This window comes from Candidatus Babela massiliensis, from assembly GCF_000513475.1.
Classification (GTDB): domain Bacteria; phylum Babelota; class Babeliae; order Babelales; family Babelaceae; genus Babela; species Babela massiliensis.
In genome coordinates, this window is record NC_023003.1 from 923357 (window position 1) to 947490 (window position 24134).

The window sequence follows — 24134 nt, forward strand, 5'->3', positions numbered from 1 at the left end:
AGGTGATTTTAATATTAATTTTAGTAAGAGATTGTAAATGTCCAAAAAATTTAAAGAACTTTTTTTTGTTGAAGGAAATATTGGTTCAGGTAAGTCAACTTTACTCAGGATTATTAAAAATTATCTTAATATAGAGGTTGTTCCTGAATCGGTAGAACATTGGCAAAGTATATCTCAATCAAAAGAAAATTTGTTAGATTATTTTTACAAAGACCCTAAAAGATGGGCTTATACTTTTCAGACCTATGCTTTTTTAACGCGTGCTTTAGAACAAGAAAGATCGATCAAAAGCCACGATAGATTAATCTTAGAGAGATCTATTTATGCCGATCGATATTGTTTTGCAAAAGTTTGCTTTGAATTAGGTTATATGAGTGAGTTTGAATGGCAATTATATAAAGAATGGTTTGAAATAGTAGAATCTAATTTAATTACCAAGTCTTCAGGTATAATTTATCTTAAAGCAGAACCTACTGTTAGCTATAATCGTGTCAATAAAAGAAACAGACAAGAAGAATCTAATATTACTTTAGATTATATTAAATTAATTCATCAGAGTCATGAGATGTGGATTGAATATGTTAAATCAAGTAATTTTTTACCGGTTCTGACTATCTTATGTGATAAAGATTTTGAGCAGGATCTCGATTACCAAAAGCATATTGCTAATGATATTCTTAATTTTATTAATCAAAATAAATTAGAAAAGGACTTTAAAAATAATTTAAAAGAAAATATACTATTGTAAATAATTTTATTTATGTTATAAATAAAATAAGTAGATTAATAACCTAAATTAATAATCTGAAAGGGTAAACATGGCTGATGTAAATACGGCGCTTGCGTATGTTAAAATTGCGGCTTATATAGGAGCAGCTTTTGTTATGGGAATAGGAACAATAGGACCAGCTTTAGGTCAAGGGCATATAGGTGCAAAAGCTATAGAAAATATAGGTAAATATCCAGAGAGCTCTGGACAAATACGTACTACTATGTTTATTTCTCTGGGTATAGTGGAAACTTCTGCTATATATGCTTTTTTAATTGCACTTTTTCTTATATTGTTAAAAGGTTAATTTTTAATAAATTGAAAAATTTATGAATATAAGTTTAAATTTAACTTTACTTGTACAGATAATAAATTTTTTGATTGCTTATTTTCTTCTGACACGTTTTTTATTAAAACCTGCTCTTAATCTTTTTAAAGAAGATCTGTCAAAAAGAACAAGCTTAAAAAATAATGTTATTAAAATACAGGATAAAGTTTTAAGAAAAGAAGAGCATAAGGCTTTAGAGTGGAAAAAGTATCAAGAATATTTTATGAATCATATGCCTAAAATCTCATATGATCAAAATTTAAAGTTAGATACTTTATCTATAGAAAGAGTCGATAAGCTTAAATATGAAGATCTTGAAAAAATGGCTTCTGATATTTCGTTAATTTTAAAATCGAAAGTAATTAATGGCTATTGATTTTATCTTTAGTGTTTTAAATTTTTTATCTATTATAGTTGTTGCAATATATGTTTTTTATAAGTATATATTACCATCTGTTTTAAAAGCATTTGAAGAAGACAAAACATCTCTCAAAGCTTTATTTGATCAAGAAAATGATCTAATTACGTTTGATAGGGAATTGGATCAAAGTATTTTGGATCAAAATGAATTAGGCAAAAGACTATCTTTAAAATTTAAAGAATGGCAGTCAGTAGTTCAATTAGAAAAAGAAGAAAAATTCAATCAATCTATTAAATATAATTCTGAAATTAATAATAGATTAAAGATACAGTCCGATAATTATAAAACTCAAAAAATTAAGGAACAACTAAAGCCTGATATTTTAAAAAATTTAGAAATAAATCTTAATAATTATTTTGAAGACCCAGATAATGTTGATAAGTATTTTGACAGTATATTAAGTAATATGAATAAAAGAGTTAATCTTAAGAAAGATAATTAATGAATAATGAAAATAGACTAATAATTGCCAAAAAGTATGCTCAAGCTTTTATTAATATTTTCAAAAAAAAACTTGTTTTTGATGATCTTAAAAAGTTGGAATCTTTTAGTGAATATTTAAGAGAAAATAGAAATATTTTTGTTTATGCTAAATTATCTTTAATTGATATTTCAGTAAAAGAAGAAGTTTTTGATAAACTTTTATCTTCGTTTAATCTTGGGGATTTTTTTTCAGATCTTGTCAATCTTTTAATAAAACATAATCGTATTAGTTTGTTACCAGAAGTTTTAGATAATATTATCAAAATTTATAAAAATGATAATAATATAATGGAATTTAATGTTATTAGTTCTGATAAACTTACTGAAAATAGATTAAACTTAATTAAAACATTTTTAAGCAATAAAACCCAAAAATATATAATTATTAAAGAAAAAATAGATCCTAATTTAATTGCAGGATTAAAAATTTATAGTGATGATTTTGAATGGCAAAATTCAATACGTCATCAACTGAATTTACTTGAAAGATCTTAATATTAAATCTAGATTAATTAAGGACGTACTCTATTATGGAAATAAAAACTTCGGATTTAGTATCTCTGTTTGAGAAAGCTCTATCAAAGGTTTCTGAAGAAGATCTTCAAGAAATTGGTTTTGTAGTTCAAGTTGGAGATACTTTTTGTAAAATACATGGACTGAAAAATGCTGTTTACGGAGAGTTGATAGACTTTGAGGGCGGCAATCAAGGTATAGTAATGGATTTAGGGCGAGATTATGTCTCGGTTTTTTTAATAAAAGTTCAAACGCCTGTTGTAGAGCTTGAAGTTGCAAAACGTACCGGAGGAGCTTTTAAAGCTCCCGTTGGAATCAATTTATTAGGAAGAGTGATAAATGCAATTGGACAACCGATTGATAATTTAGGAACACTTGATTATCAAGAATTAAGACCAATAGAAGTTCCTATTGAAGGTATAATTGAAAGAACACCCATTAATGAATCTTTAGAGACTGGCATCTTAGTAGTTGATGCTTTAATACCTATAGGAAAAGGTCAAAGAGAGCTTATTATCGGAAATAGAACTACTGGTAAAACTGCTATTGCTTTAGATACTATTATTCATCAGAAAGGCAAAAATGTTTATTGTATTTATGTCTCTATTGGACAAAGACAAGCAAATTTGGCCCGTATCGTTAGATTGCTTGAAGAAAACGGTGCTCTTGAATACTCTATAATAGTAAGTGCCGAATCAGGAGATTCAGCTCTTGATAGATATTTAGCGCCATATGTAGGTTGTACTATTGCTGAATTTTTACGAGATCAAGGTCAAGATGTGCTAATTGTTTATGATGATTTAAGTAATCATGCAGTTGCTTATCGAGAAATGTCATTATTAATGAGACGTGCTCCTGGACGAGAAGCTTATCCTGGAGATGTATTTTATTTACATTCAAGATTACTTGAGCGTGCAGGGAGATTAGCGCGTGGAGGGTCTATTACAGCTTTACCTATAGTTCAGACCCAAAGTGATGATCTTACTGCTTATATCCCAACTAATTTAATATCTATTACTGATGGACAGATATTCTTAGATACTAAGCTGTTTAATTCGGGCATTAGACCAGCTGTTAACGTTGAATTGTCGGTCTCGCGAGTTGGTGGTGCTGCTCAAACTCCAGCAATTAAGAAAGTTTCTCGTGCATTAAAATTGGAACTAGCACAGTATCAAGATTTATTAGGATTTTCGCAATTTGGAACCGAGCTTGATGTTGTTTCTCAAAAGATATTAGCTCGTGGAGCAGTTGCTTATGAACTTTTAAAGCAGAAACAATATATAACTTATTCTTTTGTTGATCAATCTATAATTTTATTCTTGTTAAGATATAATTTTCTTGATAATTTACCATCAAATGAAATAAATAGTTTTGCTATCCAATTTGCTTCTTATGTTAAATCTGTTTATCAGGATCTTTATAATCAGATATTAACAACTAAAGAGATAACAGACCAAGATATTAGCAAGTTAAGTGAAATAGCAAAAGAATTTACTATTTTGTTTAAAGGTTCTTAATAATTTAAATTTCAAAATAAAGGATAAGAGTTATGAAGCGAATTTTTTTAGCAGTAATGTCAGTTTTTTTATTGATGGGATGCTGGAATACAAAAAGCAACGAAAAGTCTAACAAAATAGAAAATAAAAAGAGTACAAATATGGAACGTCAAAAAACATCAACAGGTTTAGAATACGAAATTATTACACCAGGAAATGGTGAATCTCCTAACAAAGGACAAAAAGTTACTGTTAACTATACTGGTTGGCTAGATAATAATGGTCAATTAGGTACTAAATTTGATAGTAGTGTTGATCGTAATCAGCCTTTTACTTTCATAATAGGTGTAGGGCAAGTAATTAAAGGTTGGGACGAAGGTGTTATGTCTATGAAAGTAGGAGAAAAACGTCGTCTATTTATTCCAGCAGATTTAGGCTATGGAGCATATGGTGCTGGTAGAGTTATCCCACCAAATGCCAAACTTATCTTTGATGTTGAACTATTAAAGATTTCTTAAGTTTAAAAGAGTTCGTTTAAATTTAAACGAACTCTTTTGCTGTTAAATAGGTTATTATGAATAAAAATTTAAAAAATATTTATTATGATCTTTTCTTTGTATGTACTTTGTATGAGCGAAATGGATTGGCTTGTAAAAATATCGTTCATAATGAGGAAAGTAAAGAATATTCTGCTTCTAAATTTACAATAAATGATTTCTGGATTGAATTTAGAACTGCAAAAATTACACCAAAAAAGGTTGGACAGTTTGTTACTTTTTGGAAAAGAATTGGAGATAGTACAATTTTGCCATATGATATATCTGACAAATTTGATTTTTTTATAGTAAGTGTACGTAAAGGAAATTATTTAGGACAGTTTATTTTTCCTAAGAATATATTATATCAAGAGGGATTTCTATCAGTTAAAGGTGAAGGCGGTAAACGAGCAATGAGAGTATATCCTCCTTGGGATGAAGCTAATAGCAAACAAGCAAAGAAAACTCAAACTTGGCAGTTGAAATATTTTGTTGACATTTTCCCTGAGGCAAATATTATGAAGATGAATAGTATTTTCAGTTGAAGATTTGTTTAGATCATTTGGAGTAAAAAAATAAAGAAGTTTTGTGTATTATACAGAACTAAAATCAATCTATATTAAAGCAATTTAATTTAATAAAAATTAATAAAATTACTTTACAAGATAATATTTTTAATATAAGATAAAGTAGTATAAATTATATGAATTAATTTATATTCAAAATTGTGCCCGTAGCTCAGCTGGATAGAGCAACGGATTTCTAATCCGTAGGTCGTAGGTTCGAATCCTACCGGGCACACCACTCTTGATGATTTCTACAATTCAGTATGAAAGGGAATAGCTTTAGTCCTCAAACAGGGACTTTTTAGCATCTACCCTAAAGTTAGATAGTATTTAACTTAATAAGTTGTTCTTTCTCTTCAACTTTAGAACTTTCAAATAAATTATATACTCTGCTAGCTAGATCTAATAGGTATTTAGCTGTGGTATAGTAGTTGTCTTCAGCTTCTTGTAATTTGCTTAATTTGGTATTTAAATCATTTAGTCGGGTTCTTAAAGAGATGTAAAATCTATCATACTCATTGCTTAATTTATCAAAGCTTTTATTATGAAATTCGATTTTATCTTGAGGTACTAAATTAAGAGTTTCTATAAGATGAGCCAATATTTCTTTTGGTATTTGTAGACTTTTAAAGACAATTAATTTCTAATTGATTGGTTATTTCTTCTTGTAGCCTTTGAGCATTATGCTTGCCATTGTATTTGAGTGTAATGATAATAGGCAAAACGCTTATGATTTTTTCAATTTATTATAAGATTGCATTCTCTACAGCCAATTAGTCCTTGATAAATATAAGATAATCCAACATATTTTACCAGCTTTTTATTAAAATTCGATTTCACTTGTTGGGCCTGTTCAAAAAGGATTGCACTGATAATGGTGGACAACGATGTAAATAAGATTTATTATTCCCTACCATCATTCCATAATAGAATGGTTGCTTAAGCCCATAATCTTTGTTTATTTTTTGGTATAGCTGTCCCATAGAAAATGCATATGTAGCATAAAGCTCAAAAGTGTTTTGAATTATATGTGAAGAATATTTATCCACTATAACATTCGCTTTGCCATCCTCATGCTTAATATTTTTATAACCATATAGCATAACATTCTTATTTCGGGAGTGAATTTGCAGGAAGTAACGATATTTCTGAGTTGCAACTTGTTGTTCGACGGTCGCTGAAGTATAATTATTAAATGTTCGATTCAAATTTTTAATTAAGGAATTATTTTGAATAAAAAAACCATATTGCTTTTGGACAATTCATTTATGGAAAATTATTGCTATTGTTCTAATGAAGTCGGATTTAGCCTTCAGAAATGGAATTCTATGCTAGAAAGCATAAGTTTACACCATTCAGACTTTGAGAATGATTATAGTAGTCCCGATATAAATCAGTGTATATTGGAAAGTATTGGATTGGGTAACCTCAATAATAAGCTATTAGTTGATAAGACAACAGAACGTATTTATCATAATTGTTTTCCTGTGGCTAGCGATTTCTTGATTTCTGAAAAATGTATTACAGAAACACCTGAAAAGGCAGTTAAAATTTTAGACGCTCTATTTACGCAAACGCTTGAAAATTTATCTATTTTTTATAAAAATAATTTAGATCCAATGATCATTGTAAACAAAGTTGAAGTAAAATTAAACAAAAAATTACATCCCTATGTGCAAGTATTGAATATAAAATTGAAAGAATGGCAGAATAATATAAAAGAAGGCAAAGATAATTTAATATTTCAACAGCTGTGTAGAGATTTGGCCTGGAATGCTTTAGTAAAACATGATTGGTATAAGCAAAGTAAAGATCCTAAATATTATGAGATAAAAAAAAGCGATAAAATTTTTATCTTACCAACATTAGAAGAAATCCTTAAGCGCCTTATAGTTTATTATTATAATTGTATTGAAGAAAATGATTATTTGATTGGTGCAGTTCTATTAAATAAATATGCGCTAATTAAAAAAAAGGATAATAAATCCCAACCTTATAAACAAAATCGAGAGCTTTTAGATCCTTTGCTCACTGAATATGCTTGTCTTGGTTTTTACGACTATGAAAGTAAACATCGCAAACAAGTAATTATATTAACTACTGATCAAAAACAAGAAACCAGAATTAAAAATTATATTTATGGAAAAAAAGAAATCGATAAAGAGTTCAAAGATAAAGGCTTATTGCAAAGAAGAAATTTTATTCCTGGTTATATTATTGTCATTGATCCTAAAACCGATCAAGTACTCAAAATAATTGATGTTTCTAAATTAATTTAAAATATTAAAAACGAATAACTTGATTTCCTAGCAACATTTAAAAAAGTGAAAGTTTGATTAATATGAAAGTTCTACAAATTTATATAATTTTAACTGTTTAAAAACAAATAATTTTTTATACATAACACAATTCTTAATTGCAAATATTGTACATATAACTATAATTAAGTTGCTGAAATATTCTGATAGAGTGTGCCAGATTAAAAATTATAAGCTAGTTCTTTTTTAATACATTTTATTGTTGATATTGAATTTCATTTTGTTGATTTTTTTTTAAAAAAATGTTATTATTGAATAATATGAATTAAATTAAAAATTAGGTGAATAAATGTTTAAAAGTATAAATTACATAAATTTCATATTGTTATCATGTATTTTTTTTAATAATATTATAGCTATGGAGACTGAAGTATCAAATATACAAAATATATCTGAGCTACCTCCTGAAATTAAGCTTGAAGTTATAAAAAATATTCTAGAAAAAGAAATAAAAGATACTGTTAAAGATAATAACTTTATATGGTATAATTTAATTAAAAATGTTTATCAACAGGCTGCTAAATTAAGGCTTATTGATAAAGACTTCAATGCACTAGTACAAGCTGAGTTATATAAAATTTTTTTCGGATTATTAAAATCACATAATATCGATATTAATAATTTAGATAAAAACGGAGATACCGCTTTAATAGCAGCTGTACAACTAGGTAGAGAGGATCTAGTAAAGTTACTTATACGTTTAGGTCTTAGTGTTAACAGGAAAAATAAAAGAAACGAAACCGCTTTAATGTATGCCGCTGGTAAAGGTCTTGAAAATATAGTTAGATTACTCTTAGAGCATAGAACTAGTATTGATGATAAAGATGATTATGGCACTACTGCTTTAATGAAAGCATCTTTTAATGGACATATAGATATAGTTAAATTACTTATAGAAAATAAAGCTAACGTTAATGCCAGAGGTGATCATGGAAGAACTACTTTAATGGATGCATCAGAGCAAGGTCATTATGAGATAGTTAAATTACTTATAGATCAAGGTGCTAATGTTAATGCTCATGATGTTTGGTTTAATACGGCTTTAATGGAGGCATCCTTTCACGGTGAAACGAATATAGTTAAATTGCTTATAGATCAAGGTGCTAATGTTAATGCTAAAGATGATCAAGGTAGAACTGCTTTAATGAAAGCTATTGATCAGGAAGAGTTTGACGAAAATATAGAGAATACAGTTAAATTACTTTTAGATTATGGTGCTGATGTAGATATAAGAGATAATAATCATCATGAATCAGCCTTAGATATTGCCGAAAGATTAAACCATAAGGCAATAGTAAAATTAATAAAAGAACATAAAACAAAACAGATTAATAAGTGAATATATAAAATATAAATTTTTAATAATAAAACATAATTAATGTAAATTAAAAAAATATTGAATGAGAGAAAAAATGTGTAATAGAGAAAATTATATAAAATTTATAATTTACTTGGCTACTTTTTTTAATAGTGCTTTGGCTATGAGAAAAGAAGAGCCAAAAATACAAATTCATAAGAGCAGTTCTAACTTAATAACTGCTGTTCAGAATGGTAATGAAATTTTGGTAAAGGAACAACTGATAAATTCTGAAGCTAATGTTAACGAAAAAGATAAATATGGAAGAACAGCTTTAATGTATGCATCTGGAAGGGGAGCTGAAAATATAGTTAAAGTGCTTTTGGAGCACGGTGCTGATGTTAATGCTGAAGACAGTCATTCTATTAATGCTTTAATGCTGGCAGCATACAATGGGGAGGAAGGAGTCGTTAGATTGCTTTTGAGAGATAGAGCTAATGTTAATGCCAGAGGTGATCATGGCAAAACTGCTTTAATGAACGCTTCAGAAAATGGTTATAAAGGTATAGTAGAGTTGCTAATAAAAGCAGGTGCTAATGTTAATGCCGAAGATGCATGGAGTAATACGGCTTTGATGAATGCTGCATTCTATGGTCATGCTAATGTAGTTGAATTGCTATTGAAAAAAGGGGCTAATGTTAATGCTAAAAATGATCAAGGTAAGACCGCTTTATTTGAAGCTGTTAATCAAGAAGAAACTAGTAAGAATTATGCTGATGTAGTTAGAATGTTATTAGAGCATGGTGCTGATGCTAAAATCAGAGATACCGAAGGTCAAACAGTATTGGATATTGTTAGTGAAAAAGGTCATACAGAAATTGAAAAACTTATAAGAAATTATACAAAATATTGATGATGCTGAATTTGTGGTTCTTTGTTTGATTATTGGCTTGTATTTATATCTAATAGATGAATGAGTGCCTAAAGAGTGTTTATTCCATGATCATTAGGTATAAAAAAAGAAAGTCCGTATAATAAAATTATTGAAATTCAAATATTATGGAATTTTGTTAAGCTTAGGGATGTTCAAAAACTAATATTCCAAGATGCCCATGGAGTAATTAGGTATCTATTACCAAAAATTTTAGGCATATGGTCAAAGCTGTAAGCAAAGTTAAGTAAGAATCTATTGGCAACATTTTTTATTAAGAATCGGTATTTATATACACTATAAAAGTTACTTCTTATGTAATTAGTTTTTTTAATGATATTATCAAAGTGAGGCGTTATACGACCTCCCAACTGAAATCTAGCAGTATAACCAAATTCTAGACCATGCTTAGTCCAATGAGCCTTATATGCTAAAAGTAAATCAGTCATATGCCCAATTGTGAAAATATAACTATGTTTATACAAGTCTTGTGCTTTTCTTGGTATAAAATATATGTATCTTAATCCATAAGTAACCGCTTGAATGGAATCTAATTCGTACTCACCATCAAATTGTAGACCTGTTCCAACTTGACCATATCCAAAGTCAGCATGTTGTAGAATAAAAACTTTGTGAGTAGGAATACCAAGTAGTCCTGCCAAAGTTATTGTGTTATTGCCGTTTTTTGTTAAATTATGTCCAAATGTAAACAAGATATCATCTGTTTGAGCATTGGAAAAAATATTTGTTTTACATTTATCCTTTGATTTTACATGAGCACTAGCAAAATCTGATCGCACGAAATACGATCTAAACTCATAAATCAAAGAGGTCAAGCCTCCAGCAAAGTTTTGATAAATCTTATTATACTTTTGTTGGTATTGGTCGAAAATAAGTCCTACTATAAGAAAATGATCTTTTTTGTCTACCTTCTTGAAAATTGGTTGTTTGGTTATTTGTGCAATTCTAAAATTGTATACAACAGAAGTTGCTAATAAACTGCTATATTGCAATAGGGCTAAAAATAAAAAATATTTATACATTTAATATCCAGTTTTAATCAAAAAATTTGTTATGATTTTGTTATACAGTATTTATCAAAAGTTATTGCATAGGTGATATTTATATGATTTATTATAATTGTGCAAGTTAGGTCTCGTGCTTATTTAATTTTTAAGTTGGTTAAATAATTAATAATTTAACTAAGTTAAAAGTTTATATCCCAGGCTAACCATGCTGTTAGTGAGTATTTAATACTAAATTTATTAGGTATATTATCAAAGCCATAAACAACGTTAAATAATAAAGTGTTTATTGTGTTTTTTACTGAAAATTGATGTTTATATACAAAATAAAAACTACTTATAAAATAGTTGTTTTGCTTGATAATATAGGCAATATAAGGCTTTATGTTTGCTTTAAAACGGGATTCAATAGAGTAGCCCATTTCTAATTCCTGTGTTTTATTATATTGATATTGATAAGCTAAAAGGAAATCTATCATATGGCCTATTGTAAATAAATATCTTTTTTTGTAATAATTTGTGCTTCTTGGTACAAAATATATATACCTGAAGCCATATACTGCTCTATGAGTTAATCTAAAACTATAAAACCCATCAAGCTGAATACCTAACCCTACTTGTCTGTAACCAAAATAAGCTTGAGGCAAAACGACTTTTCCTGTAGGTATACCAAATAACCCTGATGCGGTGATTATAGAGTGATCATTTATTGTAAAGTTGCATCCGCTGGTTAGAAGTATATCTTCTGGTTGGAATGTATGATTTTTACCTTTAGGGCTTTTTTCTTTTATAGAAGAGGCCGCAAAATCACTTCTAAAGTAACAAGAGGGTGTATGATAAATAAAAGATTCAAAGAAGCCTGTATAATTATAATTATACTGATTATAAGTTGTGAAATATTGATCAAAAAGCAAAGTAATTAAGTTATATTTTTTGTTGATTAAATATTCATAAGGAGAATTTTGTTCTTTTGTTATTTCTGCTATTCTAAAGTTATATACTATCGATATAGAATACAAATTTAGGTAACTTAAGATAATGCTAAATAATAAATAACTAAAATTTATATGTTTCATTATTTTGGTCATAATTAATATTATATCTAAAATTTTATTAATTTTATGATTTCTTTACTCTAATGGAAAGCTAAAGATAAATAAAGAATTAGAATATTTATATTAACTTTTATATTTAATGCTATAACTATAGATATCAAGGTAAGTTTTAAAAAAATAGTCGATTAAAGCAAAAAATATTAGTAAAAAAATTAATCTTATTGCTAAAGATTTTATTTTATTTCATTAATAATTGGGCTCTCTAATTATTAAATAGACAATTGCATTTATAGAACTATTGTTGATTTATTTCTTTAATTTTATTTGCTAATAATTTAAGAATCTCTAAATTCTTAATTTTAGAGCAAAGTATTAGTGCTTTGTTTAAGAAAGTTTGGTCAATATGGTTGCTGTAATTTAATATTAATTTTGTTATAGGTAAAAATCCATAACCTATTGAAAGAGTAAGAGCGGTTTGTTTTAGGTTATTTTCTACATTAAGATTTATGCCTGCTTTGATTAATAGATGTACTATATCTTCATCACCCTTTAATGTTGCTAATATTAAAGCATCATTTCCATATTTATCTTTTTTATTAAGATTGGCGCCTTTTATTATTAAGAGATTAACTAATTTTTTTAATTCACTATATTTGATAATAAAAAGTATTAGTGATAAACATTCATTATTATATTTTATTTCTAGATTAGGATTAACTCCTGCTATGACTAGCTTAGCAACTTCTATTTCGTTTTCAGGGCAATTTTTTAGTATTAACATTTGAATAAGTTGATTGGTAAACTCTTGTGTATGAATTGGCTGTATATTAAAGCGAGCGTATGCTTTTTGTTTTGCAAATTTAATTAAACTACTAGAAATTAAATTTTTAAATTTGCTATTGATTAAGTATATTGATTGTAAGGTTTCTTTTAACTTTATTAAATAAGTAAATATATCGTTATTATAGATAATCTCTTTAATCATTATTTTAATAATATAAAGTAAAATTTCCTCTGGTAAGTATAGTAGTAGTTCATGAGAGGACTCTACGAATTCTTTTCTTTCTAATGTCATAGAAGATATACTTGTTGAAATAAGTAAAGCTATTAATAAAATATAAAGATTTATTTTATTTTTCATATCTAATTGCTACTTATGATTAATAATGCTTTAATGTTTTTAATAATTAAGATGTAAAGGAATCTATTTTGTAGATTCCTTTACATCTTAATTATTAAAAAAAATGCTCTTATTTTCTAAATTCTTCATTATCAACTAATTTACCGTTGACTATTTTTTTATTGTTTACATTTTTGGTAGTTGGTTCTTGGGGGTGCCCTAAAGTTTTATCCCATAAATTATGAGCAACTTCTACAGTTTTATGCCATGCTCTTTCTACGAAATCTTTGCTTTTTTCCCATGCAGTTTTTGCTTCTTCTTTAGTATAATCAAGACCTCTTTTAGCTTTTTCAGTTAAGCTTTCTGTGTCTTCTTTCAGCCGTTCACCAACTTTATGACCTAATTCTTTAGATTTATCCCATCCCTCTTCAAGTTTTTCACCAGCTTTATGTCCAAGTTCTTTAGCTTTTTCCCAACCTTCATGCAGTTTTTCATTAGTTTTTTGAGCTAAGCTTTCAGTATCAGCTTTAATTTTCTCATAAGCCTCATGACTTAAATTTTTAGCTTTTTCTGTGCTTTGGTGTAATTTTTCTTTTGCTGCCTCAGCATCTCTTTGAGCTTTTTCCCAACCTTCTTTAAGTTTTGCATCTGCTTTTCCTGCTAGATTTCTTGCTTCTTGATCTGTTGCGTGACCTACTTGATTGGCTTTATTAAGAGTTTCTTTTCCTAAATTTTTAACTTTGTCTAAGCCCTCTTTAAGAGTATCTCCAGCTTTCTCACCTAATTCTTTTGTTTTATCCCACATTTTTTCTAATCCTTCTTTTGTTTTTTGTAATATACCTTCTGTTACATGAGTCTCTGATGCTGCTTTGGGTTTTACTGTAGTTACTGATAGTTTTCCATTTTCATCTTTTTTAATCACTGGAATGACTTCAGTTGTGGTTGCTGATTGAGTTTTAAATGTAACTAAACTTAACAATAGTAAGCCTACGGTATAAGTTTTAAGAAATTTATACATTTAATATCTCCTTAATTTTTAAACTTATTTATTGTTATTTTCATTATACGGTAATATATGCATTTCACCCGGTTCATTTACTGGAAGTATATGAACTATATTATTATCTTTATTTACTGATTTTGTTATGTCATGAAGCTGTGTAGATGTATCTTTTAGCTTTTTTGCATGTTCTTCGACTTTTAATAAATTACCCGCTTGTAAATGTTGATTTACTTTATTAGATTCATAATTAATCTTATCTTGTAGCTTTCGAATTTGGGTGCCAATAATAGGGTGTACCTTTGGACCAAAGTTACTTATTGTTCCCGTTGGTCTATGAAATCCTGGATTATGTAATTGTCCAGTTTTATTAGTCAAAGCTTCTAAAAGAGAGTCTTTATAGACTACATTAGAATCAGGATTATTTAATGCAATAGGCTGCCCTACTTCTTTTGTTGAATGGATATTGCCAGATTTATCTTGCCATACTACTGATTGCATATTTAAATGTAACATTGATGAAATTAACAATATACTTAATTTTTTCATTTTCAATTCTCCTATTTTTTGATTTTTAATATTTATACTTATTTTAAGTATAATTAACATAATTGCAATTTTGCAATATTTTGATTATTTAATTTATTTTTAATTTCTTTGTTTAAATAATTTATCCTTCTTAAATTTATAGTAAATTTAGAAAAACAGATTATGGAATTTAATTTATTAATATCCTAAAGAATAATCTGAAGGGGACTCATTGTCCTGTCCATACTTGCTTTCTCTATCGGGCCCATGGCTATTTTGATTATGATAAGGAGTAGTATTGTTATATTTATTTCTGGGATAATGATGTTTAGGTATTCCTGGCACAGGTCTTGAAAATTTATTCCAAGTAGCTTGAAGCATTATTGTTGGGATAGATAATATCAGTAAAATTGTATTTAATTTTTTCATTTTAACTCCTGGAGATTAATATTGAATTATATTATATTTTATAATTATAGTTATTAATTTAAAAAAAGTGCAATATTTTTCCAAGTTGAAATATTTAAAAAGTATGATTGTATTATTGATTGTGTATTTATTTTAGCGTAAAAATTTGTTAAAATGCTCATGAGATTAATAAGATATTTTAGTCTAAACTATATAATTATTTTTATTATTTTAACTTGGAAATATCTTAAGAAATTTAGTTTTAGTTTATAAAAAAATTTGAGTGTATTTCTATAAAAGATTGCACTTTTACTGTTTTTATGTATACTAAAAAATAGAAATATAAAATATTTTTTTGGATGTTTAAATAAGTTGAGGAAAAATTTATGATACAAAAAATTCGCCCTCTATTTGATCGTGTTTTGGTAAAACGTCTTGCTCAGGAAGAAAAAACAGCAGGAGGGATAATAATACCAGATGTTGCCAAAGAGAAAGGACAAACAGGTAAAGTTGTGGCAGTTGGAGCAGGCCGTCTTAATGATGGAGTTTATGTTCCTATGCAAGTTAAAGTAAACGATGTTATCTTTTTTGGTAAATATTCCGGTACTGAAGCAGGTTCTGATTATATCATTATTAAAGAAGATGAAATATTAGGCGTTATCGAAGAGTAATTAATTAAATTAGTCAGAGGACAAATTATGGCAAAAAATATATTATTTGGAGTTACAGCGCGCCAGAAATTAGCACAAGGTGTTGATACTCTTGCAAATGCTGTAAAAGTTACTCTCGGACCTCGGGGTCGCAATGTAGCTTTTGAAAGAAAGTTTGGTGCTCCAACTATTACTAAAGATGGTGTAAGTGTTGCAAAAGAAATAGAATTATTAGATCCAGTTGAAAATGCTGGAGCTCAAATGGTTCGCGAAGCTGCATCAAAAACTGCTGATGTGGCTGGTGATGGTACAACTACTGCTACTGTTTTAACTCAAGCTATTTTCCGTGAAGGCAACAAGTATGTAACAGCAGGTGCTAATCCTATGGAATTAAAACGGGGAATTGATAAAGCTGTAGCAGCGGCTGTTGATTATATCAAAAGAGAATCTAAAAAAATAAGTTCTAAAAAAGAAATAGAACAAGTTGCGACTATCTCTGGTAATTGGGATCTATTTATTGGACAAGAAATAGCAAAAGCTATGGAACAAGTAGGTAGAGATGGTGTTATAACTGTAGAAGAAGCAAAAGGAATGGAAAGCGAACTTACAGTTGTAGAAGGTATGCAATTTGATCGTGGATATTTATCTGCTTATTTTGTAAATGATGCAGAAAAAATGGAAGCAACTTTATCAGATCCATTTATCTTGCTTTATGAAAAGAAGATTTCTTCTATGAAGAGTTTGTTGCCAGTACTTGAACAAGTTGCAAAATCGGGTAGACCTCTTTTAATATTAGCAGAAGACGTTGATGGAGAAGCTCTAGCAACTTTAGTGGTTAATAAGTTACGTGGCACAATTAATGTAGTTGCTGTAAAGGCACCGGGATTTGGCGATAGACGTAAAGCTATGCTTGAAGATATTGCTATATTAACAGGTGGAAAGCTTATTTCTGAAGATATTGGTATAAAGCTTGAAAGTGCTACTATTCATGATTTAGGTAGAGCTAAAAAAGTAGTTGTTACTAAAGATACTACAACTATTATTGAAGGTTTAGGTCTTGAAGACGAAATTAAGGGTAGAATCTTAAATATTAAAGCTCAAATTCAAAATACCACTTCTGATTATGATAAAGAAAAATTGCAAGAACGTCTTGCTAAATTATCTGGCGGAGTAGCTGTAATTAAAGTTGGAGCTGCTACTGAAACAGAGATGAAAGAAATAAAAGATAGAATCGAAGATGCTTTACATGCAACTAGAGCTGCTATTGAAGAAGGAGTAGTTTCTGGTGGTGGTGTTGCATTACTACAAGCACAAACTGCTGTTGGAGCTCTTGAATTATCTGGTGATGAAAAACTTGGACAACAAATAGTTTTCAGAGCTTTAGAGGAACCATTAAGAGTTATTTCTTCAAATGCTGGTTATGAAGGTTCTGTAATTTTAAATCGTATTAGAGCAGAGGAACCTGGAATTGGATTTGATGCTAAAGCTGGAACTTTTGTTAATATGATAGAGCATGGTATTATCGATCCTGCTAAAGTGGTTCGTTTAGCTCTTCAAAATGCTGCATCTATTGCTAGCTTATTATTAACAACCGAAGCTTTAATTACTGAAGTTCCTGAAGAGAAAAAAGAAACTGCACCTCATTCACATGATCGTGGTATGGGTATGCCTATGTACTAATTAATGAATTATTAATTAGTATTATTGAAAATAAAAAGACCCTAATTTATTAGGGTCTTTTTACAAATAAGTTTTAAACAGTGTGATTATTTGAGCTAAATGCTGAAAAGATCAAGTATGAACCGCTAAATATCAATTCTATTCCTAATAAAATTCCTATTGCAAAGTAAGAAAGTACTGGTAAGTAAACTGCTATATATATACCGGCTGCCAAATTCAATAATCCATTTATTATAAGTAAGAATTTATGCTTGACAGTTTTACTAAAACTCATATATATCTTAAATAGTCCTGCAGCTATAAAATAAGATGCTAAAATAATTGTCAAAGATATTGCCCCCACTCGTGGCTGGATTAAAAATGCAGCTCCTCCAAGTATGTTGATTATGCTTAAAACTATATTAAAAATTATTTGTTTTGTAGTATCTTGCCATAGAGCTTCAATTAGGTAAGTGAAACCTGATAAAATTAATATAATTCCAAAAGTAATCACCGTTGCTAAAGTTGAAGTATAAGGCGCTATTATTGAAATAGTACCTAAAGTGTTTAGCAATATACCCGCGATAATTAATGTAGACCTTTTATAAAATTGATTTTTATTATTTTGATTAATCTTCATAAATACTATCCTTTCTTGTTTTTAAGCATTCTATAAAAAATTTAACATAAATATCTAGAATTTTTTAAATGATTTTTATTATATTAAGTTCAATAAATAAAAAAATTAAATGAAAGTTTGTTTTTTATTTAATTTTGAAATTTTATTGCAATTAATTTTAATAAACATTAATAATATCTTAAATTAAAAGGATGCTTTTATGAATAATATGAATAAACGTGCTTTATTGTTAGTTTCAATTTTTACTTTTTCCTCTTTTGCACCAGTTTGTGCAGGGGCTTGGTATAACGATTTAAGTAGCAGTACAGCTGATAAATTTAGAAAAGTATGGTCTGCACTTTATAGTAAATCTGAAGCAGCTGTTAAACTTTGTAATGCAAATAATAAAAATAGATTGATTACATTGGCTTTACTTTCAGCTGTTGGTGGAGGCAGTTGGTATTTATTCAGTCAAAGCGATAATACAACTAAACCTACAGAATAATTAATTAGGATTTTAATTTATAAAGAAAAATAGAGATTTGCTCTCTATTTTTCTTTATAAATTATTCAAATTCTCTTAATGCCGTATTCAGGTCTTTAAGATCATAAACGATAGAAGAAATTGCCTTTGTTAATTTAATAGCTTCATTTTGAGATCTTTGAAAAATATTGCGTCCTATAGCAACTCCTGAAGTATTACCAATATTAATTTGATCAAAGATATTAGTTAAAAAATCATTAATATTTTTAAGCTCTCCTCCTGCACATATAAGATTTGTATTTCCGCAAGCTTGTGAAGCTATTTTAAGTTGCTGATATATAGATTCAGTTAGAGTTTTTCTAGGAACTTGTACTTTTACAAAATCACTGCCCAAACAATTTGCAACCCCTGCTGCTCCTGCTATAAGTTTTCCGTCTTTTTCATCTTCAATATATTTAGATCTTGGATATATCCATAAAATGGTGACTAGGCCTGCTTGATGAGCTTTGCTTATTAATTTAGCCGCTTGTGATAACATTATATGTTCATATTCGCTACCTAAATAAATTGTATAGCCTATTCCTCTAATTTTTAATTTAGCATTATTCTTTACTTTAATAACATCATCGATGTCCCATAAAAGCTCACTTAAAGGATCTTTGATTTCGGTAGGAACAATGTTTGTTTTTGAATTTAATTTAACAATATAATTAATATTAGGGTAATTCTGACCGTATCTGTTAATTAGGCCCAATTGGGTTGCTAATGCTCCTATTCGTCCTTGATCTGCTATTTTAAATAGATGTTCTGGATCATTTGCTGATCCGTCTATTAGATTGCCATAAAAGTCATTATTTAAATGTTCTATTTTTTGATCACAAGAGAAAATGAAAGTTCTATTTGTTCCAAAAGTTATAGCTTTATAATTTAAAATAAATTCTTCATGTGCTTCATACGGTACATCTAATGGTATATTTATATTGACATCTTGCTTCATAATTATTTTTCCTCAAAAATTATTTCAAAAAAACTATTTTAGTGTTGCTTATTATAATATAGATTCTTAAATAATCAATTACTTTTAATTACAAAATTTTATAAAAAATTTAATTTTTTAAGCATAGATTTTTTGTAATTCATAAAAAATTATACTCAATGTTTATATTTATCTTATTTTTGCTACAAATGATAAATTCTTTCTTCTTTTCAAAGGCTTTAAAAGTGTTATACTATATTTTTAAATATTCATTTAGATTATTTAAATTTTTGCTTAAATGAGAAGTTAATTAGAATGATCTTTCTATTTTTTTTATAAGAATTTTTATATTAAACGAGGTCTCAAATGAAATTAAAATATTTAAGAGCATCTTTATTAATGGTTATATTTTGTAATTATTCTATAAACTCTATGGAAAAAATAGATATTGATAGTTATACATATTTATCAGATAGGCGAGTTATAAATTTATTTGACGCCGTTATATATGATTATATGATTAGTCAAGAGAATCATTTAAGTTTAAGCTTGAATGATTTTGATGAAGTTCTAAAGATATATGCTAAATATTTAGAAAATAATTTTGCTTTACCACACATTTGTCCTCGTTTTAATGAGATATTTAAAACTTGTCTTGAAAGAATGCCAGAAATCGGTCTAACCTATTTAAAAAATAAAATCAAATCTAAAATAAATAAAATCAAATCTCAAAAAGTTTTTATTCAAGAAATATTGGATAAAAAACCTTTGGCTAAAATTCTCAATGATATCAATTGGGATAATATTGAAATTGAAAATGTTAAAGCAGTTTTTAATTTAATAGACATCAATGAAAAAGATGATAACGATTGGACAATTTTAATGCATGCTTCTTTTTATGGTTATATAGATATAGTTGAGATGTTATTTGATATTGGAGCTAATCTTAATCAAAGATCTAAATCAGGTGATACTGCTTTACAATTAGCTATCTCTCAAGGACATAAAAATGTAATTGATTTTCTGGTCAATAAAAATGTTCAATAACATTAGAAACATGTTTAGGAGTATTGAATATAGCCCTAAACATAACACATAAAAATTACTTTATCGATGTTTGTAGAGTTAAAATCATTTCTTGCCAAGGTCATTAATATATTTTGGGCTTATTTACTATAAAATTAAAGAATTATTTAACAGTTTAGTCCTTATTTTCAGCCTTAATGTGTTTTAAATACCATCAAAAAAATCATGTTTTTTATTTTTTATATCAATCTTATGATTGCAATAGGGAAACTATAATGAAAATAAGATATTTAAGTGCAATTTTAATAATTAATATATTTTTTATTAATAAGTCGAGCTCTATGCAACCAGTAATTCCTTGCACTGTAAGTTTACTATTAAAGCTCAGAGTACAGAATTATATCAACCGTTATAACAGTGTTTTTGATCTTTGTTTTAAGAGTTTTGAATCAAATTTTGATCAGCATATTGAAAATATATTGAAAGACTCTAATATTTCTAATTTACGTTATAAGCATAGAATAAAATATGCTTTTTATATAAAAGAGCTATTAAAGGTATTTAGAAAAGATAGATTTTATTACTTAAAATCTAAAATTAGAATACAAGAAAATTTTATCCAAAAGTTGCTTAATAAGAAAATTGTTAAGTCCTTAAATAATAAAAAAAAATTAAGTAAAATTATGGAATTAATAGAATGGGGTGCAGATGTTAATACTAAAGATAATAATAATAAAAGTATATTAATGTATTTTGCTCAATTTGGATATACAGATATAGTTGAATTACTTGTTGAAAAAGGATCGGACTTTAAAGCTATAGATAATAGTGGAACAACAGCTTTAATGTACTCAGCTCGTATGGGCCATAGAGGACTTGTTAAATTCTTTTTAGATAAAGGTGATGATATTAATATTAAAAATTCTAATGGTCTAAGTGCTTTAATTTTTGCTATTTTTGGAAGGTATATTAAAGTAATTAAACTGCTTTTAGCTTGTAATGCTGATGTTAATGTTACGACTAATTCTGGAGGAACTGCTTTAATGTTGGCTGTTCAAAGTGGAAATTTAGGTATAGTTAAGTTACTTTTATCTAAAATAGAAGATGTTAATATTCAAGATTCCTATGGTCAAACGGCTTTAATGTTAGCTGTTGATAAGGGCGATATAGATATGGTTAAGTTACTTTTAGATCAAGGAGCAGATGTTTATGTTAAAACACCATCCGGAGGAACTGCTTTAATGATTTCTAATGAAAAAGAATATGCAGATATAGCTAAACTTTTAATATCAAAATATGTCAATATTAAATAAAATTAAAGCTTATAATGATTTTGAATTTAAACAAGCCCCTATAATTAGGGGCTTGTTATTATTAAAAGTCTTGAGCCATATTAAAGTGGACTTCACTAGCAGGTTCATTAATTCGTTTGTTTCTGTCAAGTTTAAAGCCCCAATCAATTCTAATTGGAGGAGATGCTAGTCTTATACCAAATCCAATTGAGTGCCTATAGTTAAATCTGTTGTTTTTTAGCATATCCTGAAGGCCTAACTCTCTAAATTTAGCACCGCTTGGAGTATCCCACGCTGCACCGCCATCATAAAATAGTACTCCTCTAAGTGATTGATCTTTAGTTGCTGCAAATATTAACTCTGCATTGATCCATAGAGCCTTTTGAGCACCTATTGAATCGCCAAAGACTTGAGGTCCAATTTGTCCATATAAGTAACCGCGAACGGTTGCAGGTCCACCAACGTGATAAAGTTCTCTATATGGTATGTTTTTACCAGCAAGTGGTTTTGCAAATCCAGCATGTCCATGCAATAAGAATATTAAATCAGAATCTCCAATCAATGGTGTTAGCCAAGTAGCATCTAAATCTACTTTAAAAAATGAGAAATTGCTTGTAGGGACTGGATAACAGAATTTACTAGATAAACTCCAATTATAACCTTTACTTGGATATACAGGGTGGTTCCTCAAATCTTGACCAGTGATAAACCCTAACCAATGAACAGTTCCATCTTCAAATCTTCTATTGACTATAGATTGAAACAGATCTCTTTCTGTTTGATTTTGTCCAGGCACTTCAACTATAACTTTGTTATTATAGTGAATTCTTTCAATACCAGCATTAACAATGGTTGAGAGATTTGGCATAAATAAAGGTGAAAACGTAAGATTGCCAATTAAACCTGTTACATTTTCAACTGGTATATCAGCAACATTTTTAAATTCATCATATAAAGATTTTCTAACATATGCATCAAATCCAGCACCTACAGGAGTATTAAACCACGGCAGGGTAAGATGTGGTTGATATATATTAAATAGCAAACCTCTATCTTCTTGAGAGAATGTTAAGTTAAAGGTATATTTAATGCCTGTTCCCATGAAGTTTCTATCAGATATTCCCGCGCTTACTTTTAAAGCGCTTGCAGGAGATTTATCATCAGCACCACCAAAACCTACTTGACCATAAAGTTTTCCGGTTCTGATTTCTTTAACCATAAGATTTAGCTCTGCTAAATTATCGCTAATTTTATTTATTTTCCAATTGACTCCATCTTGAGGGTCAAAATATCCTAAAGATTCTACTCTTGCTTTTGAAATATCAAGTGCTTGAGGAGTAATTAATTCTCCTTCATTAATTGCTAGTTTTCTTCTAATTACCCAATCACGAGTTTTTTCGTTGCCTTCAATATTGATTCTATCAACAAAAATTTGGTTGCCAAGTTCTGTATCGAATTTAATATCTATAAGCTTGTTTTCAAAATCTGCCATAGGTCGTGGCGCTATATCTGCATAAGCATAGCCAAATTGACCCCATATTGTTCTTAAAACTTCTATTGATTGTCTTAAAAGATCTTTATTATAAGGTTGTCCTGGCCTGACAGGAAGAGCAGCAAGTAGTATTTCTTTGTCGATTTTGTCGTGTGTATCAACTGATATATCCCCAATTGTATATATTTCGCCTTCGTCGATTATAAAAGTTATATCCATTTCTTGAGTATTTGGATTTATATCGGTTTTAACATCAATAACACGAGCTGTAAAATATCCATTACTTTGATAAAAGTTCTCAAGGATTTGTTTATCTCGTTCAACCATAATAGGATCATAAGTTCCTGCTTTATCAAAGGCTCCTAATATCCAATCTTCACGAGTAAAGATCATAGATCTTAATTTTTTACCATTAAAGGCTTTATTACCTTGAAAGTTAACTCTTTTAACGGTAGCTTTTTTACCTTCTTCTATGTTAAATTTAACTAATATAGTGTTATTTTCAGTTATTTCTAATTCGGTTTTTATATCTACATTATGATAGTTTTTTTCTTGATATAATCTTTTTATCTGTTCTGCTAGTAAGAGTGCTTCTTCTTGATTTATAGCAGGTATTTCAGAGAATTTATATTTCTTTTCTATTTCTTCTATATTTAAATTGCTATTGCCTTCATAGGTTATTGATTCTAATTTTTTCTTTTCCTTTAAATTAATAATTAAATTAATATAATTTTCTGGTAGATTTTCTACTTCTACTTGTATTGAGTCAAAGTATTTTAACCCATATAAATTTTTAATCAGTTGTCCTGTCAAGGCTGCGTCAAACACTTGTCCTGTTCTATAAGGTATTTTAATTAGTAATGTATCAGTGGGAACTAAGGTATTGCCTCGAATTATAATATTATTTATAATTTTTCTTGTAGCCATATTATTTATTATACTACCTATACTACTTGCCGCATTGCTGGCCATAGCGCTTGCAGCTATATTAGTTGCTGTATTGCCTAAAGCTTGAGCAACTGGTGTGGCTGGTATTATTGCGCTTATATATACATTATTAGATAATATATAAAAAACGGTTATACTAAAAAAAAACTTGTTAAAAGATTTTGTTATTTTTAACATACTAATGCTCCATAATT

Annotated in this window: 26 protein-coding genes and 1 tRNA gene; 17 read left to right on the forward strand and 10 right to left on the reverse strand. The window is 28.3% G+C overall.

Features of this window, described 5'->3' with window-relative positions:
* Nucleotides 1–37 precede the first annotated feature (37 nt).
* From BABL1_RS04155 to BABL1_RS04195, 9 genes are all read left to right on the forward strand, one after another.
* Nucleotides 38–748 (forward strand): deoxynucleoside kinase, encoded by a 711-nt coding sequence (locus BABL1_RS04155; protein ID WP_023792794.1) that lies wholly within the window; start codon nt 38–40, stop codon nt 746–748.
* Nucleotides 749–818: 70 nt separating this feature from the next.
* The gene (atpE, locus tag BABL1_RS04160; protein ID WP_023792796.1) at nt 819–1076 is read left to right on the forward strand and encodes an ATP synthase F0 subunit C; all 258 of its coding nucleotides are present in this window, start codon (nt 819–821) and stop codon (nt 1074–1076) included.
* Nucleotides 1077–1098: 22 nt separating this feature from the next.
* Entirely contained in the window at nt 1099–1473 is a 375-nt protein-coding gene (locus BABL1_RS04165; protein ID WP_023792799.1) for a hypothetical protein, read from the forward strand.
* Nucleotides 1463–1960 carry a hypothetical protein gene (locus BABL1_RS04170; RefSeq protein WP_023792802.1) on the forward strand — a complete coding sequence of 166 codons (498 nt, stop codon included), beginning with the start codon at nt 1463–1465 and terminating at the stop codon, nt 1958–1960. The genes BABL1_RS04165 and BABL1_RS04170 overlap by 11 nt, the downstream gene beginning before the upstream one ends.
* Nucleotides 1960–2496: an ATP synthase F1 subunit delta gene (gene atpH, locus BABL1_RS04175; protein WP_023792805.1), complete on the forward strand. Its 537-nt coding sequence runs from the start codon at nt 1960–1962 to the stop codon at nt 2494–2496. The genes BABL1_RS04170 and atpH overlap by 1 nt, the downstream gene beginning before the upstream one ends.
* A gap of 35 nt (nt 2497–2531) precedes the next feature.
* The gene (gene atpA, locus BABL1_RS04180) at nt 2532–4031 is read left to right on the forward strand and encodes a F0F1 ATP synthase subunit alpha (protein WP_023792807.1); all 1500 of its coding nucleotides are present in this window, start codon (nt 2532–2534) and stop codon (nt 4029–4031) included.
* Between the two features lie 74 nt (nt 4032–4105).
* Entirely contained in the window at nt 4106–4528 is a 423-nt protein-coding gene (locus BABL1_RS04185) for an FKBP-type peptidyl-prolyl cis-trans isomerase (protein ID WP_419480823.1), read from the forward strand.
* 56 nt (nt 4529–4584) lie between these two features.
* On the forward strand, nt 4585–5091 hold the full coding sequence (locus BABL1_RS04190; protein WP_023792812.1) for a MepB family protein: 507 nt from the start codon (nt 4585–4587) through the stop codon (nt 5089–5091).
* Nucleotides 5092–5273: 182 nt separating this feature from the next.
* Nucleotides 5274–5350, forward strand: a tRNA-Arg gene (locus BABL1_RS04195).
* Between the two features lie 81 nt (nt 5351–5431).
* Here the strand turns inward: BABL1_RS04195 and BABL1_RS04200 are convergent.
* Nucleotides 5432–5713, reverse strand: coding sequence for a hypothetical protein (locus BABL1_RS04200; protein ID WP_023792815.1), 282 nt, complete (start codon nt 5711–5713; stop codon nt 5432–5434).
* Between the two features lie 667 nt (nt 5714–6380).
* Here BABL1_RS04200 and BABL1_RS04210 point away from each other — a divergent pair.
* The 3 genes from BABL1_RS04210 to BABL1_RS04220 all read left to right on the forward strand — a co-directional run bounded on the left by BABL1_RS04210 (nt 6381) and on the right by BABL1_RS04220 (nt 9640).
* On the forward strand, nt 6381–7391 hold the full coding sequence (locus BABL1_RS04210) for a hypothetical protein (protein ID WP_023792820.1): 1011 nt from the start codon (nt 6381–6383) through the stop codon (nt 7389–7391).
* A gap of 328 nt (nt 7392–7719) precedes the next feature.
* Nucleotides 7720–8769 carry an ankyrin repeat domain-containing protein gene (locus tag BABL1_RS04215; protein WP_023792823.1) on the forward strand — a complete coding sequence of 350 codons (1050 nt, stop codon included), beginning with the start codon at nt 7720–7722 and terminating at the stop codon, nt 8767–8769.
* A gap of 61 nt (nt 8770–8830) precedes the next feature.
* Nucleotides 8831–9640: an ankyrin repeat domain-containing protein gene (locus tag BABL1_RS04220; RefSeq protein ID WP_146617300.1), complete on the forward strand. Its 810-nt coding sequence runs from the start codon at nt 8831–8833 to the stop codon at nt 9638–9640.
* Nucleotides 9641–9813: 173 nt separating this feature from the next.
* Here the strand turns inward: BABL1_RS04220 and BABL1_RS04225 are convergent, their stop codons facing one another.
* From BABL1_RS04225 to BABL1_RS04250, 6 genes are all read right to left on the reverse strand, one after another.
* The gene (locus BABL1_RS04225) at nt 9814–10701 is read right to left on the reverse strand and encodes a hypothetical protein (protein ID WP_023792828.1); all 888 of its coding nucleotides are present in this window, start codon (nt 10699–10701) and stop codon (nt 9814–9816) included.
* Between the two features lie 164 nt (nt 10702–10865).
* Nucleotides 10866–11759: a hypothetical protein gene (locus BABL1_RS04230; RefSeq protein WP_023792831.1), complete on the reverse strand. Its 894-nt coding sequence runs from the start codon at nt 11757–11759 to the stop codon at nt 10866–10868.
* Nucleotides 11760–12033: 274 nt separating this feature from the next.
* Nucleotides 12034–12879 (reverse strand): ankyrin repeat domain-containing protein, encoded by an 846-nt coding sequence (locus BABL1_RS04235; RefSeq protein ID WP_023792833.1) that lies wholly within the window; start codon nt 12877–12879, stop codon nt 12034–12036.
* A 109-nt stretch (nt 12880–12988) separates the two neighbouring features.
* The gene (locus tag BABL1_RS04240; protein ID WP_023792835.1) at nt 12989–13876 is read right to left on the reverse strand and encodes a hypothetical protein; all 888 of its coding nucleotides are present in this window, start codon (nt 13874–13876) and stop codon (nt 12989–12991) included.
* A 24-nt stretch (nt 13877–13900) separates the two neighbouring features.
* Nucleotides 13901–14407 (reverse strand): hypothetical protein, encoded by a 507-nt coding sequence (locus tag BABL1_RS04245; protein WP_044601188.1) that lies wholly within the window; start codon nt 14405–14407, stop codon nt 13901–13903.
* Nucleotides 14408–14584: 177 nt separating this feature from the next.
* Nucleotides 14585–14815 (reverse strand): hypothetical protein, encoded by a 231-nt coding sequence (locus BABL1_RS04250; protein WP_023792840.1) that lies wholly within the window; start codon nt 14813–14815, stop codon nt 14585–14587.
* Between the two features lie 365 nt (nt 14816–15180).
* Between BABL1_RS04250 and BABL1_RS04255 the strand changes: the two genes are divergently transcribed.
* Nucleotides 15181–15465, forward strand: a complete 285-nt coding sequence (locus BABL1_RS04255; protein ID WP_023792842.1) for a co-chaperone GroES — start codon at nt 15181–15183, stop codon at nt 15463–15465.
* 24 nt (nt 15466–15489) lie between these two features.
* On the forward strand, nt 15490–17124 hold the full coding sequence (groL, locus tag BABL1_RS04260) for a chaperonin GroEL (protein ID WP_044601189.1): 1635 nt from the start codon (nt 15490–15492) through the stop codon (nt 17122–17124).
* A gap of 73 nt (nt 17125–17197) precedes the next feature.
* Here the strand turns inward: groL and BABL1_RS04265 are convergent, their stop codons facing one another.
* Complete coding sequence (locus BABL1_RS04265; protein WP_023792847.1) at nt 17198–17743, reverse strand: HdeD family acid-resistance protein; 546 nt, start codon at nt 17741–17743, stop codon at nt 17198–17200.
* 199 nt (nt 17744–17942) lie between these two features.
* Here BABL1_RS04265 and BABL1_RS04270 point away from each other — a divergent pair, with 199 nt between their 5' ends.
* A complete protein-coding gene (locus BABL1_RS04270) occupies nt 17943–18227 on the forward strand; it encodes a hypothetical protein (RefSeq protein ID WP_023792849.1) in 285 nt (94 codons plus the stop codon).
* Between the two features lie 61 nt (nt 18228–18288).
* Here the strand turns inward: BABL1_RS04270 and BABL1_RS04275 are convergent, their stop codons facing one another.
* Entirely contained in the window at nt 18289–19203 is a 915-nt protein-coding gene (locus BABL1_RS04275) for a beta/alpha barrel domain-containing protein (protein WP_023792851.1), read from the reverse strand.
* 345 nt (nt 19204–19548) lie between these two features.
* On the opposite strand from BABL1_RS04275, the gene BABL1_RS05290 reads away from it, so the two are divergent.
* Complete coding sequence (locus BABL1_RS05290; protein WP_023792853.1) at nt 19549–20229, forward strand: ankyrin repeat domain-containing protein; 681 nt, start codon at nt 19549–19551, stop codon at nt 20227–20229.
* A gap of 254 nt (nt 20230–20483) precedes the next feature.
* Nucleotides 20484–21521 carry an ankyrin repeat domain-containing protein gene (locus BABL1_RS04285; protein ID WP_023792856.1) on the forward strand — a complete coding sequence of 346 codons (1038 nt, stop codon included), beginning with the start codon at nt 20484–20486 and terminating at the stop codon, nt 21519–21521.
* A 61-nt stretch (nt 21522–21582) separates the two neighbouring features.
* On the opposite strand, the gene bamA is transcribed toward BABL1_RS04285, so the two are convergent.
* Nucleotides 21583–24117 carry an outer membrane protein assembly factor BamA gene (bamA, locus tag BABL1_RS04290; protein ID WP_023792859.1) on the reverse strand — a complete coding sequence of 845 codons (2535 nt, stop codon included), beginning with the start codon at nt 24115–24117 and terminating at the stop codon, nt 21583–21585.
* Nucleotides 24118–24134 lie beyond the last annotated feature (17 nt).